Raw genomic sequence first — 13,235 nt, 5'->3', positions numbered from 1 at the left:
CCGCCTCGCCCGTCAACGACGGCGGGAGCGGAGGGCTATCGGGCCGACCGGCCCTACGGGCAGGTCGTGGTCACCCGCGGGATCGGCGACTGGCCGCTCCTGATTTCATTCCCCCAAGAACCCGGACCGCAGGCGTTGCTGCCGCGCACGAGGTACCAGAAGGCGTCTCCGAGCGGCGGCGTGGCGGAGTCCGCGATCGACGCGCCGGCGATGTCGTCGGCGAGGCACGTCTCGTCGGCGCCGGCCGGTCCCACGGGCAGGGCCTTCGCTCCCCCGCGCACCACGTCCGATGAGCTCGACCCCGGCGCGAGGTTCCACGTGATGGTGGCGATGCCTCCGCTCATGGTGATGTCGACTCCCGCGTCCACCTCGCCCGGAGCGAGCGTCACGTCCGCGGGGCAGACCCCCGAATTCCCGGTGCAGCTCTCCGCCACGTCGCATGGACCTGCCGACGGACGGCAGACCGTAGTCGCCGCCAGGAACCCGTCCACGCAAGTGCCGGCGCCGTCGCACGCGTCCGTCCCGTCGCAGCCTCCCCCGTTCGAAGTGCCCGCGCACGACGTCCCAGAGGCCGCGAGGTTCGACTGGCAGACGCCCCCGGCGCCGCACGTATCGGGCGCGTCGCAGCTCGTCGACGACGGGTTTCCGCAGCTCCCGCCGGCCCCGGTCACCGCCGCCGTCGTCATCGCGGCGGTCGAGGTGCAGCCGTTGACGGTGACGGTCACGGTGTAGGTGCCCGACGCCGCCGATGTCGCCCCGGGGATCGACGGATTCTGCACGCTGGAGCTGAACCCGTTCGGCCCCGTCCAGCTGTACGTCGCGCCCGCCACGGTCGTCGTCGAGAGCTGCAGCAACGCGCCTTCGCATATCGGCCCGCCGTTTCCGGCCGTCGGGGCGGACGGTGTCGCAACGACCGTGAGGATCCCCGATCCCGTCGCCTGCTGGCCGTCCGGATTCCTCACCGTGACGTCCCGGGCGCCGGCGGTCGCGGCCGTGGTGTCCATGCAGATGTTCATCTGCGTCACCGGCGTCGTCGCGGGAGCGCCCGGGACGATGATGTTGGTGGCCGGCCAGGGGAGGACGGTCACGCCGCCGGTCACCGTCGCCGAGATGTGGCTCGCGTAGGCCGGCGTCTCGTTCACGAGCGCGGGCGGCTGGGGATCGAAGAACTCGGAACCGGAGACGGACGTCCCCGTCAGCGTCACGCAGGTGCTCGCAAGCCCGGTGCAGACGGCGGGGACGCTCGCCGGCGTCGCCGGCGCGGGCGCGAGGAGCTCCACCGCGCGAACGGACCAGCTGTTCGTGGCGTCGGCGTACTCCTGGAAGGTCCAGACCGTCTGATCATCGGTGGGATCGACGGCAGTGTGCGAGTAGTCCCCCCAGCGGTTCCGCCCCTGCGACACGTTCGAGTAGGAGCCTCCGCCGCTCTGCGCCGTCGTGGGAGCCTCTGTCGCCCCGGTCGCGTCGGTCCTCAGCCGGCCCGCGACGGCGACCCCCGCGAAGAGGTTCGAGGCGGCGAAGGTTGCGCCCAGGGCCATGTGTCCCTGGCCGGTCTCCGCGACGCTCGGGTAGATGAACCCCCGGGGGTTGGTCGCGGCGGGATCGCACAGCGTCCCCGACTGCGCCAGCGCGATGGACCCGCCGAGGGGGGCGCCGGCCGTCGGCGCGCTCCCCGTGATCTCGTACCAGCGCGCGCCGTTGCGCCCTCCCGTGTTGCTCCCGACGCAGCTCGCGTTCACCTGGATGTTGTGGGCGGTCCACAGCGTGCTCGCGCCGGTCAGCTTGTTCTTGCGGATCTTTGCTTTGAAGAGCCGGTCGTCGGAGGTGTCGAGGCTGGTCGTCGAGCCGGAGGCCGGCTGCAGGATCGGCGAGGTCTCGGTGGGCACCGTCAGCGACAGATTTCCGGAGAGGGTGGGAGTCCCCCCGGGGCTCGAGACCCTCCGGACCTGGATGATGCTGAAGGCGGCGACGTCGACGCCGATGAAGTACCCCTCGGTCGCCAGCGGATCGTCGTTGTCGACGCCGAGCGCCGTGTAGGGTCCGGCGGTGACGCCGCTCGTCACGTTGGCGAACTGGAAGACGGTGCCCGATCCGGCGAGCATCGGGGCCTTCGGGATGACCCCCACGCTCGAGTGCGCAAAGGTCTGGGTCGGAGTGCCGCAGAAAAGGTTCCCGCCGATGTAGAGGGCGTTGATGTCGACGCCGAGGGTCTCGTAGTCGAGGAAGCAGTTCGTTCCGTCGGCGGCGACGGGGCCCGTGTAGAAGGTGAAGGTGAAGCTCGCCGTCCCCGTGATCGTCGCGTTCGGCGCCGTCCAGGCGATCATGACGCGGTTGTTCGACGCCGCGGTGTTGATCGCCACGACGAACCAGCGCCCCGTGAGGCGATCGTACCGGACCTCGGGGTCGCTCGGCTGCGAGGAGCCCCTCACGCTCGCCCAGAAGGTCGCGTCCGTGACGTTCAGCGCGCCGAGGACTCCCAGCCTGTCGAAGACCTTGATGCGGCCGTTCTCGTGCATGAGGATCTGCGTCGGCCCGACGTCCCCCATACTATCCGGCGGGATGAAGCCGGACTCCGACAGGCTGATCCCCTTGAAGCTCACGGGGCCCAGCGTCTGGGGAAGAGAGGGCGGCCCCGCCGGCGCCGCGACGGACATCGCGGCCGGCGGCCAGGAGGCGACTTCGGGGGCGAGAGGGTTTTCCTTCTTCTGGAGCTCCAGCTCGTACTCCGGGTGCGTCTCCACCGGGATGGCGAGAACCGACGCGGGCGCCAGCCTCTCCCGCTCCGACAGGCTCACGACCGTCTCCTCGACGAGGGGGGCGAGGGGCTGCGGCAATCCTTCGATCTCCTCCGATCCCGCAGGCGCCGCCTCGTCGAGCCCGCCGGGCCGCCTCAGCGTGGCGTGCACTTCGACGGGGAAGATCGCGTCGGCCACGTGCACGAGGATGCGCACCCGGGCTGGACCTGCGTCATCCGGGACCGTGGAGATCTCGCCGAGGAGCGACCTCCCGTTCGCATCGACGGCCCGGATCGCGCCGTAGCGCAGCACGCGCTGCCCGTCGGCGGCCACGAGATCGACGAAGTAGGCGGCCGGCTCCGACGTCAGGTCCTCGCCGAGCGCGAGATCGAACGAGACCGTCGCCGGCGCTGCCGCCTCATCGGCGGCGGACGGCGACGGAATGGTGAGAACCTGCTCGAGGCCACCCGGTCCGTTCACGTAGCGAACCGACGCGGTCTCGAAATCGTAGGAGACGATGTTGGCCGTCGCGGAAATCCGCGGCGATCCCACAGGACTCTCGTGGCCCTGACGCACGACGTTCAGGACTTGCAGATCGAGCGACCAGGCCTCCCCTTGCGCGATCCGTGGGACCGCGACGACCCCGGCGGCGCGGAACTCCAGGCGCAGATTGTTCTCCGGGTTCTCGGCCACATACGTCCGCTGCGCGCCGGCGTGGATCGGGCCGCTCTTGAGCGTGACGTCGTACGTCGCGTGAGGCGGCTGCTTCGCGGGCGCGGTGGGCGCGGCGGAGGGAGTGCCTCCGGCGACGGACAGCACGACGGCGAGCGCCAGGCCCTTCCTCCACATCGCACATCCCCCCGCCGGACGCACTTCCCCGGGCGCGCGGATCGTACGAAGATCTCGGCCGGATGGCAACACGCATTTCCAGATTTTGCGCCTGCGCCGTCACTCCGTCACTCCCCCGGCCCTCCCATCGGAGCGGTGACCGCCTCCACCTCCCGATCGAGACACCGGTACTGGATCGCCTCCGCCACGTGCGCGGCGCCGACGCGGGGCGCGCCCGCAAGGTCGGCGATCGTGCGCGCCACGCGGAGGATCCGATCGTGGGCGCGCGCGGAGAGGGCCCAGCGCGACATCGCGGCCTCGAGGATGCGCCGCCCGGCCGCGTCGGGGGAGGAGATCTCCCGGAGCGCCGCGCGCGGGAGCGTCGCGTTGACATGGCCTTCGAATCGCCCCCCCTCGATCGCGCGCGCCGCCGCGACGCGCCCGGCGACCGACGCCGTGGGCTCCGACTCCCCCGCCGCCGCAAGCTCGCGGAAAGCAACCCCCGGCACCTCGACGTGCAGGTCGATCCGGTCGAGCACGGGGCCCGAGATGCGCGCGCGGTAGCGCCCGACCGAGAGCGGATTGCAGCGGCACCTCTTCCGCGGGTCGCCGAGGTGCCCGCAGGGGCACGGGTTCATCGCGGCCACGAGCATGAAGGATGCCGGGTACTTCAGCGTCCGCGCCGCCCGGGCGACGACGACCGCCCCCTCCTCCATCGGCTGCCGCAGCACCTCGATCGCCTCGCGGCGGAACTCGGGGAGCTCGTCGAGAAAGAGGACGCCGTGGTGGGCCAAACTGATCTCCCCCGGGCGCGCGAGCGCCCCGCCACCCGCGAGGGCCACGGTCGAGACGGTGTGGTGAGGGGACCGGAAGGGGCGCTCGCGGATCAGCCCGCCGCGAAGGCCCGTGCCGACGGCGCCGTGGATGCGCGTCACCTCGATCGCCTCCCCCCGCGTCAGCGGCGGCAGGATGCCCGGGAGGCACCGCGCGAGCATCGTCTTCCCGGAGCCGGGCGGGCCGACGAGAAGAAGATTGTGTCCTCCCGCCGCCGCGATCTCGATCGCGCGGCGGGCGCGGAGCTGCCCGCAGACATCCCTCAGATCGCTCGAGGCCGCCCCCCGCCCCCTCGCCGCGGCTTCGGGAGGCGCGCCGCGCTCACAGGCGGCGAGCGCCGTCTCGCCGCGCGCGTGGGCGATCACGTCGATGAGCGATCGCGCCGGCAGCACCTTGAGCCCCTCGATCGCCGCGGCCTCCGCCGCGTTCTCCTCCGCGACGACGATCGCGACGAGCTCCGCCGCGCGCGCCGCGACCGCCGCCGCCAGCGCTCCCGGCACGGGGCGCACCGAGCCGTCGAGGCCGAGCTCGCCGTACAGGACGGCGCCGTCGAGCGGCGAGAGGTCGAGGCCGTCCGCCCCGGCGACGATCGCGACGGCCATGGCCAGATCGAGCGACGACCCCCTCTTACGGACGTCGGCGGGGGCAAGGTTGACGACGATGCGCTTGCACGGGTACGCGAGGCCGGAGTTTCGGATCGCCGAGCGGACGCGTTCGTTTCCCTCGCGGGCCGCCGCCTCGGGAAGGCCGACGGTGCGAGTGGCGGGGAGTCCGGAGGAGATGTCGGCTTCGACCCGGACGAGGTGGACGTCGACGCCGTGGAGAGCGCCGCCTGTGACGCGCGCGTGCAAGGAGGCTCCTTTCGCCTCCCTCGGCCCGAACTCTCCTCGCGGGGAACGTAGCGGGCGGGGCGCGCGCGTGTCAACATGGCGCCTCCTCACCGCGGCTCGACCGCGCGCACGCATCACCGAGCGCGCGCGCAACACCGAGGAGGTGTCCCGGTGACCGACGCGAACCCCTACAGCCCGCCGCAGACGTACGTCGCCGACGTCAAAGCGCCCGGCGCGATCCGTCTCGCGACGAGGTCGCAGCGCGCTCGCGGGGCCCTCGTTGACGTGGGGGTCGGCCTCGCGCTCCTTTTCGGGACCTGTTTCCCGCTCTTCCAGAGGCTCGGGGTCCTCGCGGCCAGCGACCCCGAATGGCTCCCGCGGGCCTTTTCCGCCGTGGGGCTCCAGTTCCTCATCAACGCGTACTTCCTCCACACCAACGGGCAGACGGTCGGGAAGCGCGCCGTCGGGACGCGCATCGTCCTCGCCGACGGATCGCGCGCGAGCCTGCCGCGGATCCTCGGGCTGCGCATGATGGTCCCGGGGTTCATCGGGTGGGTTCCCATCGCCGGACCGCTCTTCGGCCTCGTCGACACCCTCTTCATCTACCGCGACGATCGTCGCTGCCTCCACGATCACATCGCCGGGACGGTGGTGATCGCCGCGTGATGCTCGACACCCAGATCCGCATCGAGACCCCCGAGGGGGTGGATCTGCGCATCTCCCCGGCCGGGCCGGTCGCCCGCGCCCAGGCGTGGCTCGTCGACGCGATCATCAAGTGGATCCTGTTCGTGGCGGCAATCCTCCTCCTGGTGCCGTTCGGGCAGGCGGGAGGGGGCGTCGCCTCCATCGTCTTCTTCGGGATCGCGTGGGCGTACCCGGTCATCTTCGAGGTGCTCTGGAGCGGCGCGACCCCCGGCAAGCGCGCGCTGCGCCTCCGCGTCGTCCACGACAACGGGACGCCAATCTCGTGGTCCGCGTCGATGATCCGGAATCTCCTGCGCGCGGCCGACTTCCTGCCGTTCGCCTACGGGTTCGGGCTCGCCTCCTGCCTGCTGCGGCGCGACTTCAAGAGGCTCGGGGACATCGCGGCGGGGTCGCTCGTCGTCCACGCGGACGCGCCGCCGGCCGAGATCCGCGCCATCCGTGCCGCCCCGATCCCCCTCCCGGTCGCCCTGACCGTGGCCGAGCAGCGGGCCCTCGTCGATTTCGCCGAGAGGGTGCCGACGCTGACCCGCGAGCGCGCGGACGAGCTCGCCCGCCTGGTCCGCCCCCTGGTCCCGGCGTCGCGGGATCGCGTCGGCGATCTGATCGGGATGGCGGGCTGGATCGTGGGGCGGCGGTGACGCGCGAGGAGTTCGAGTCCCGCCACCGGCCCGAATGGGAGGAGCTCGACGCCCTCCTCACGAGCCTCGACGCGCGGCGGCGGACGGGGCCGGGGGCCGCGCCGTCGATCCGATCGGGGCCCCCCGATCCGGCGCGGTTCGACCTTCTCTACCGCGCGGCCTGCCGTCACCTGGCTCTCGCCCGCCTCAGGCTGTACGGGACCGACCTCATCGAGCGGCTGAACGATCTCGCGCTGCGCGGGCACCGGCAGCTCTACGGAAACCGCGGCCGCACGGTGCGCGCGGCCGTCGCGAGCGCGGCGGTCGAGTTCCCGCGCATCGTCCGGCGCCGGATCGGAGCGGTCGCGCTCGCCGCGGCCCTCTTCCTCCTGCCGGGCCTCGCCGCCGCGATCTGGGTGATCGTCCAGCCCGAGGCGGCCTCCGCCATCCTCGACGCGCCGACGATTCGCGCCCTCGACGAGATGTACGACCATTCGTCGACGCACTTCGGGCGGACGCGGCACGAGGAGACGAACCTCGGGATGTTCGGGTACTACATCTACCACAACGGCGGCATCGCCTTCCGGACCTACGCGGGGGGGATCTTCCTGGGCCTCGGATCGATCTTCTTCCTCCTCTACAACGGGCTGATGATCGGGACGGTCATGGGACACTTCGCGACGTCTCCCTCCGCCGCGGCCTTCTTCCCGTTCGTCGCCGGGCACTCGCCCTTCGAGCTGACGGCGATCGTGCTGTCCGGGGCGGCGGGGATCTGTCTGGGCGCGGCGCTCGTCGCCCCCGGGCGCCTGAGCCGGGCCGATGCGCTCAGGGATGCCGCCCGGGGGAGCATCGTCCTGGTCGCCGGCGCCTGCGGCATGCTGTTCGTGGCCGCCTTCATCGAGGGGTTCTGGTCGCCGCTCGCGGGGATCGCCGCGCCGATCAAGTTCGCCGCCGGCGCGACGCTCTGGCTGGCGATCCTCGGGTACCTCGCCCTCGCCGGAGGCCGCGATGGATCTTGAGAAGGTGACGGCGGTGATCCGCCCGCGGTCGTACTGGGAGTCGATCGATCTCGGCTTCGGGATGGTCGGGACGTGGCGGCGCGCGATCTTCGCGCCGTGGCTCGCGATCGCGATCCCCCTCACCGCCTCGGTCTCCCTCGCGTTCTGGAACCGGCCGATGATCGCGGCGCTGATCGTCTGGTGGCTCAAGCCGCTCCTCGATCGGATCCCGCTGTACGTGCTCAGCCGCTCGCTCTTCGGGGCGGCCCCGACGACGCGGGAGGCGCTCGCGGCGCTTTCCGGCCTCCTCCGGCCGGGCTGGCTACCCGCGCTGACGATCCACCGGCTCGATCCGGCGCGGTCGTTCAACCTTTCGATCGGGCAGCTCGAGGGTCTCTCGGGGGGCGCGCGCGCCGCCCGTCGCCGGGTTCTCGGCAGGGGATGCTCCGCCGAAGCGCGCCAGCTGACGTTCATGTGCTCCCTCTTCGAGATCGTCGTGGCGGCCGGGGTGGCCGGGCTCGCGTACCTGATGATCGGAGACATCGGGCTCGACGGCTCGATCGAGGACCTCGGCCGCTTCGGAGCGTTCGTCCCCTCGCTTCAGACGCAGTGGCTCGTCGCCTCCCTCTACCTGCTCGCGATGCTCGTCATCGAGCCCTTCTACGTCGGCGGAGGGTTCGGCCTCTACCTGAACCGGCGAGCGCGCCTCGAGGCCTGGGACGTCGAGATCTCGTTCCGGACCCTCGCGCGGAGGCTCCGTTCGGTCGCCGCGGCCGCCGTGATTCTGATCTCCTTCGTCCTGATCTTGCCCGCCGCCGCGGCCGCCGATCCCGCGCCCGCGCGGTCCGACCCCGCGCAGCTCATCCGGCGGATCCTTCGGGACCCGGAGTTCGGCGGCACGCGCCCCGTGAAGACCTGGCGCGTGAAACCATTCGATTTCAAGGCCCGCGAGCCGGACGCGTCGAGATCCCCGTGGCTCGAGACGCTCGGCGAAGCGTTCGCCGCCCTCGCCCAGCCGATCCTCTGGGCGCTGGTCGTCTCGGCGCTGGTCTTCGTCTTCATCCGGGTGGTGCGCGCGGATCCGGAGCGACGCTCCGGCGGCAAGCGCCTCGAGAGCCCGACGCCCGGGACGATCTCGGGGCTCGACGTGCGCCCGGAGGCCTTTCCCGCCGACATCCCCGAGGCCGCGCGACGCCTGTGGAGCGAGGGGAAGGCCGCCGAAGCGCTGGGCCTTCTCTACCGCGGGGCGCTCGCGTGCCTCGTGAGCGTCGAGAAGCTCCCCCTGGATCGAAGCTCGACGGAGGGGGAATGCCTGAGGGTGGCGACCCGGCGGCTCCCGGCGGCCCGGGCGGCGTACTTCCGCGGGCTGACCGAGTGCTGGCAGGCGGCCGCGTACGGACGGCGACGCCCCGGAGAGACGAGGGCGCAGGAGATTCTCGGCGCGTGGTCGACGCACTTCGGAGCCTCGCGGTGAACCGGCGCGCCGCGATCGCCACGACGGCGCTCCTGGCCGCGGCCGCCCTGCTGGGAAGTTTCGTGGCAAGCCGACTGGAGCGGGTCGAGGTGGAGATGCCGATCCCGCCCGGCGAGGCGGCGCGCGAGGATCCGCTGCTCGCGGCGAAGATGTTCCTGTCGCGGTCGGGATTCCCCGCCACCGGCGCCACCCGCGTCACCCCGCTGCCGGCGACGCGCGACGCGCTCATCGTCACGGGCGGCGACATGGAGATGACCGGAGAGGAGGTCCGGGAGATCGCGACCTGGGTCGCGTCGGGAGGCCACGCCATCGTCGACGCCCGATCGCCCGGCGTCGACCCGCTCCTGTCCGCCTTCTCCATCAGGCCATCGCGCGGGAGCGAGCCTCTCCCGACGCAGGAGCCGGGCCCGGCCGCCCGCGTGCAGCTCAGGAACCCCGACGAGTCGCTGCGCGTCCGCACCCGGGGCCCGCGCCTCCTCCCGGAGCGACGCCCCGGAGCCGGCGCGGGAGACGCCCGCGAGGCCGGCGTCCTCCTGCGCGTTCCGCTGGGCCGCGGGGATCTCGTCGCCGTCGCGGACCTCGCCTTCATCGAGAACGATCGAATCGGCGATCTCGACCACGCGCGGCTCCTCCTCCGCCTCGCGCGCGACGCGGGGAGCCCGCACCGCATCGTGCTCGTCCGGACGGCGACCCGCGCCACCTTCGCGTCCATCCTGTGGCGGCGCGGCGGTCCCATCCTCATCGCGATCGCCGCCCTCGGCGCTCTCTCGCTCTGGCGACTCGGCGCGCGGTTCGGCCCCATCGTCCCGAGCCCCGAGCCGGGGAGCCGCAGCCTCATGGAGCACGTCGACGCCGTCGGGCGCTTCCTCTGGAGGCGGCGGCGCGAGGACGTCCTGTTCGACGCCGCCCGCGCCGAGCTCGAGCGCGAGATCGGCCGGAAGCGGCCGGATCTCGCCGCGCTTCCCGCGACGGCGAGGAGCCGGGCGCTCGCCGCCCACGCGGGCGCCGCCGGCCGGCGCGAGATCCTGGCCGCGCTCACCGGCGCCGCGCCCGCCGATCCGGAGGCCTTCACGCGCGCGATGCGCGCCCTGCAGTCATCGAGGAGATCGCTGTGAGCGAAGAGACGCCGCTCGAGCGCGCCGCGGGAGTCGCGGCGCGGCTCGGGGCCCAGGTCCGGAAGGCCGTGCTCGGACAGGACGAGATGATCGATCAGATGGTGATCGCCTTCCTCGCGGCGGGGCACGTGCTGCTCGAGGGGGTGCCGGGAGTGGGCAAGACGCTGACCGTCCTGGCGATGGCCCGCACCTTCGGCGGGCGCTTCGCGCGCATCCAGTTCACGCCGGACCTGATGCCCAGCGACGTCGTGGGACACGCGATCTTCGACTCGGCGAGCGGCCGCTTCCGCATCCGCCAGGGGCCGGCCTTCACGAACCTCCTGCTCGCGGACGAGATCAACCGGGCCCCCGCGAAGACGCAGGCCGCGCTCCTGGAGGTCATGCAGGAGCAGCAGATCACGATCGAGGGGAAGTCGTTTCCGCTCGCCCCTCCGTTCATGGCGATCGCGACGCAGAACCCCGTCGAGCTCGAGGGGACCTACCCGCTCCCGGAGGCGGAGCTGGATCGCTTCCTCCTCAAGGTCCGCGTCGACTTCCCGGGGGAGAAGGACGAGATCGATCTGGTCGCGGCGGCCACCCTCGGGCGCGTGGGGGACGCCCTCGACGTCTCGGGGGTCGAGCCCGTGGCGGACGCGGAGGCGGTCGTCTCGCTGCAGCGCTTCGTCGCGGGCCTCACCGTCGATCGCCGCGTGGCCGAGTACGCGGTGCGGATCGTCAGGGCGACGCGCGCGGCGCCGGGGATCGCGATGGGGGCGAGCCCGCGGGGCGCCATCGCGCTCGTGCGCGCCGCGAGAGCCGCGGCGCTCGTCGCGGGGCGCGACTTCGTCACCCCCGACGACGTCAAGAGGATGGCCCTCCCCGCCCTCAGGCACCGGATCACCATCGCCCCCGACCTCGACATCGAGGGGCGGCCGGTGGATTCGGTGCTGAAGGCGGTCGTCGACGCCGTCGAGGCGCCGCGCGCATGACCCCCTCGCGCCGCCTCCTCGGGGTGTGCGGCCTCGTGGCGATCGCCGCGGCCGCCGACGTCGCGCGCGGAGGGTTCACGGTGACGATCGCCGCGGGCGCGCTGGTGACGGCGGCGGCGCTTTCGGATCTGCTCGCGTCGCGCCGCCTCCCGGCTCCCGACGTCACGCGCGCCGTCCCCTCGTCCATCCCGGTGGGGAACTGGTGCACGGTCCGGCTGCGGCTCGCCGCCCCCGCCGGGCGCGCGATCGACGTCGAGGTCTTCGACCACCATCCCCCGCTCGCCGAGGTCGAGGGGATGCCCCTCGCCGCGCGGGTCCCGGCGGGGGGGTGGGTCGAGATCTCCTACCGAGTGCGCCCCCGTGCGCGCGGCGCGATGACGTTCGGCCGGGCCGAGGTCCGGCTCCGCTCGGCTCTGGGGCTGTTCGATCTCTCGCGCCGCGCGGGCGGGACGACCACGGTGCGCGTCTGCCCCGACTACGCCCCGGCGATCCGCTACGCGCTCCTCGCGGTCGACAACCGGACGAGCCAGATCGGGATCCGGCGCCGGCCGCGCCGGGGCGAAGGGACCGAGCTCCACGCGCTCCGCGACTACCGGCCCGGCGACCCGCTCCGTCAGATCGACTGGAAGGCGACCTCCCGCCGGGGCCGCCTCGTCTCGCGCGAGTACCAGGACGAGCGCGATCAGCAGGTGGTCTTCCTGCTCGACTGCGGGCGCAGCATGCGCGCCGTGGATGACGGCGAGTCGCACTTCGATCACGCGCTCAAGAGCCTGCTGCTCCTCGCGTACGTCGCGCTGAAGCAGGGGGACTCGGTGGGCCTCCTCGCGTTCGGGGAGACGGAGCGCCGGGTGGCGCCCATGAAGGGGCCGGCGGCGATGAGACGCCTCCTCGACGCGGTGCACGATCTCTCGCCCGGCGCGTCGGCCTCGGACATCGCGTCGGCGGCGGCCCGATTCTCCGCGACGCAGCGAAAGCGCGCGCTCGTCGTGGTGCTGACGAACCTGCGCGACGAGGAGGGGGCCGAGGCGGCCGCCGTGCTCCGCAGGCTGAGGCGACGCCACCTCGTGATGGTCGCGAGCCTCCGGGAATCGGCTCTCGATCGCGCGCTGGCGACGCCCGTCGCGACCTTCGACGACGCCCTCCGCGTCGGGGCGGTGCATCACTACCTCGAGGCGCGCCGCCGCGCCCATCGCGCGATCTCGGGACACGGAATCCGGCTGCTCGACGTCAAGCCTTCGTCGCTCCCGGTCGCGATCGTCAACCGTTACCTCGACGTCAAGGGGAGCGGCTCGCTCTGAGGGCTACTGGTAGCCGCTGGCCTCGAGGTCGTCCTCGTCGAGGCCGAGGAAGTGCCCGATCTCGTGGAGCATCGTGATCCGGATCTCCTCGACCAGCTCGTCGCGGCTCTCAGAGACGCGCTCCAGGTTTCGCTTGAAGAGGTAGATGGCGTCTGGCGGGGAGGGGAGATCCGAGAGGTGCTTCTCGGGGAGGGGCGTCCCCACGAAGAGCCCGAGGAGGCCGGGGGTCGGATCGGCGAGGGATCGGAGCAGCCTCTCCGCGGGAACGTCCTCCACGATCACCGCGAGGTTCACCATGCGCTCGCGGAACATCGCCGGAAGATCGGCCGACGCCGCGTCGACCGACGCGTCGAACTCCGCGGCGGTGAACCTGGGCGGCAGCGGGTACGCGTCGGGGGCGAGCCGGTGCGCCATGCGCTCCGACTCCTCGGCCGCGGCCAGCTCGCCGCGCCTCTCCGCGAGGAGGGCGGCGAGGTGGTGCGCCTGGGGATCCTCGGGATCCCCCTCGAGGAGCATCGCCACCTCGGCGCGCGCGTCGGCGAACCGGCAGATCTCGTAGAGCATCTGGGCGAGGGCGGCGCGCGCGTCGAGGTTCCCCGGGTTGAGCTCGATCGCGCGCCTCAGATGCGGCTCGGCCGCGGCCAGATCGTCCCCGTCCATCAGCGCGGAGCCCGCGAGGTAATGCGCCTCGCCGTCCTCCGGGTCCTCGTGGAGGAGAGCGCGCGCCGTGGCGAGCGCCGACTCGACGTCCCCTTCCTCGAGGGCGCGCCAGGCCTCACTCGATCGCTCGTCGCGCGTTCGCTCCCTGTCTTCATCCATCACGCGATGATACC

General features: G+C 72.7%; 10 protein-coding genes. 7 read left to right on the top strand and 3 right to left on the bottom strand.

Translation table 11 applies throughout. From position 1 onward, the window contains the following. Nucleotides 1-53: 53 nt before the first annotated feature. Complete coding sequence (locus HY049_05665) at nucleotides 54-3,584, bottom strand: hypothetical protein (protein ID MBI3448389.1); 3,531 nt, start codon at nucleotides 3,582-3,584, stop codon at nucleotides 54-56. Between the two features lie 107 nt (nucleotides 3,585-3,691). After that, complete coding sequence (locus tag HY049_05660) at nucleotides 3,692-5,362, bottom strand: YifB family Mg chelatase-like AAA ATPase (protein MBI3448388.1); 1,671 nt, start codon at nucleotides 5,360-5,362, stop codon at nucleotides 3,692-3,694. Nucleotides 5,363-5,398: 36 nt separating this feature from the next. Between HY049_05660 and HY049_05655 the strand changes: the two genes are divergently transcribed. The 7 genes from HY049_05655 to HY049_05625 all read left to right on the top strand — a co-directional run bounded on the left by HY049_05655 (nucleotide 5,399) and on the right by HY049_05625 (nucleotide 12,402). Beyond that, nucleotides 5,399-5,893 carry an RDD family protein gene (locus HY049_05655; protein ID MBI3448387.1) on the top strand — a complete coding sequence of 165 codons (495 nt, stop codon included), beginning with the start codon at nucleotides 5,399-5,401 and terminating at the stop codon, nucleotides 5,891-5,893. Next, the gene (locus tag HY049_05650) at nucleotides 5,893-6,570 is read left to right on the top strand and encodes an RDD family protein (protein MBI3448386.1); all 678 of its coding nucleotides are present in this window, start codon (nucleotides 5,893-5,895) and stop codon (nucleotides 6,568-6,570) included. Before HY049_05655 ends, HY049_05650 begins: the two co-directional genes overlap by 1 nt. Beyond that, nucleotides 6,567-7,568 (top strand): stage II sporulation protein M, encoded by a 1,002-nt coding sequence (locus HY049_05645; protein MBI3448385.1) that lies wholly within the window; start codon nucleotides 6,567-6,569, stop codon nucleotides 7,566-7,568. The genes HY049_05650 and HY049_05645 overlap by 4 nt, the downstream gene beginning before the upstream one ends. Beyond that, nucleotides 7,558-9,021: a DUF4129 domain-containing protein gene (locus tag HY049_05640; GenBank protein ID MBI3448384.1), complete on the top strand. Its 1,464-nt coding sequence runs from the start codon at nucleotides 7,558-7,560 to the stop codon at nucleotides 9,019-9,021. Before HY049_05645 ends, HY049_05640 begins: the two co-directional genes overlap by 11 nt. Beyond that, a complete protein-coding gene (locus HY049_05635) occupies nucleotides 8,991-10,136 on the top strand; it encodes a hypothetical protein (protein ID MBI3448383.1) in 1,146 nt (381 codons plus the stop codon). The genes HY049_05640 and HY049_05635 overlap by 31 nt, the downstream gene beginning before the upstream one ends. Before the next feature lie 86 nt (nucleotides 10,137-10,222). Continuing rightward, the gene (locus HY049_05630; protein MBI3448382.1) at nucleotides 10,223-11,104 is read left to right on the top strand and encodes an AAA family ATPase; all 882 of its coding nucleotides are present in this window, start codon (nucleotides 10,223-10,225) and stop codon (nucleotides 11,102-11,104) included. After that, nucleotides 11,101-12,402, top strand: a complete 1,302-nt coding sequence (locus HY049_05625) for a DUF58 domain-containing protein (protein ID MBI3448381.1) — start codon at nucleotides 11,101-11,103, stop codon at nucleotides 12,400-12,402. Before HY049_05630 ends, HY049_05625 begins: the two co-directional genes overlap by 4 nt. A 3-nt stretch (nucleotides 12,403-12,405) precedes the next feature. Here HY049_05625 and HY049_05620 read toward each other — a convergent pair whose 3' ends face one another. After that, a complete protein-coding gene (locus tag HY049_05620) occupies nucleotides 12,406-13,221 on the bottom strand; it encodes a metallopeptidase family protein (GenBank protein MBI3448380.1) in 816 nt (271 codons plus the stop codon). Nucleotides 13,222-13,235 lie beyond the last annotated feature (14 nt).

This window comes from Acidobacteriota bacterium (assembly GCA_016195325.1).
GTDB lineage: Bacteria > Acidobacteriota > Polarisedimenticolia > JACPZX01 > JACPZX01 > JACPZX01.
This window is presented reverse-complemented; position numbering and strand designations above follow the sequence as displayed.

Excerpts from the sequence above, each read along its gene's own strand:
- HY049_05665 (MBI3448389.1), bottom strand. The coding sequence starts at position 3,584 with ATGTGGAGGAAGGGCCTGGCGCTCGCCGTCGTGCTGTCCGTCGCCGGA.
- HY049_05660 (MBI3448388.1), bottom strand. The coding sequence starts at position 5,362 with ATGCGTGCGCGCGGTCGAGCCGCGGTGAGGAGGCGCCATGTTGACACG.
- HY049_05650 (MBI3448386.1), top strand. The coding sequence starts at position 5,893 with ATGCTCGACACCCAGATCCGCATCGAGACCCCCGAGGGGGTGGATCTG.
- HY049_05640 (MBI3448384.1), top strand. The coding sequence starts at position 7,558 with ATGGATCTTGAGAAGGTGACGGCGGTGATCCGCCCGCGGTCGTACTGG.
- HY049_05630 (MBI3448382.1), top strand. The coding sequence starts at position 10,223 with ATGATCGATCAGATGGTGATCGCCTTCCTCGCGGCGGGGCACGTGCTG.
- HY049_05625 (MBI3448381.1), top strand. The coding sequence starts at position 11,101 with ATGACCCCCTCGCGCCGCCTCCTCGGGGTGTGCGGCCTCGTGGCGATC.
- HY049_05620 (MBI3448380.1), bottom strand. The coding sequence starts at position 13,221 with ATGGATGAAGACAGGGAGCGAACGCGCGACGAGCGATCGAGTGAGGCC.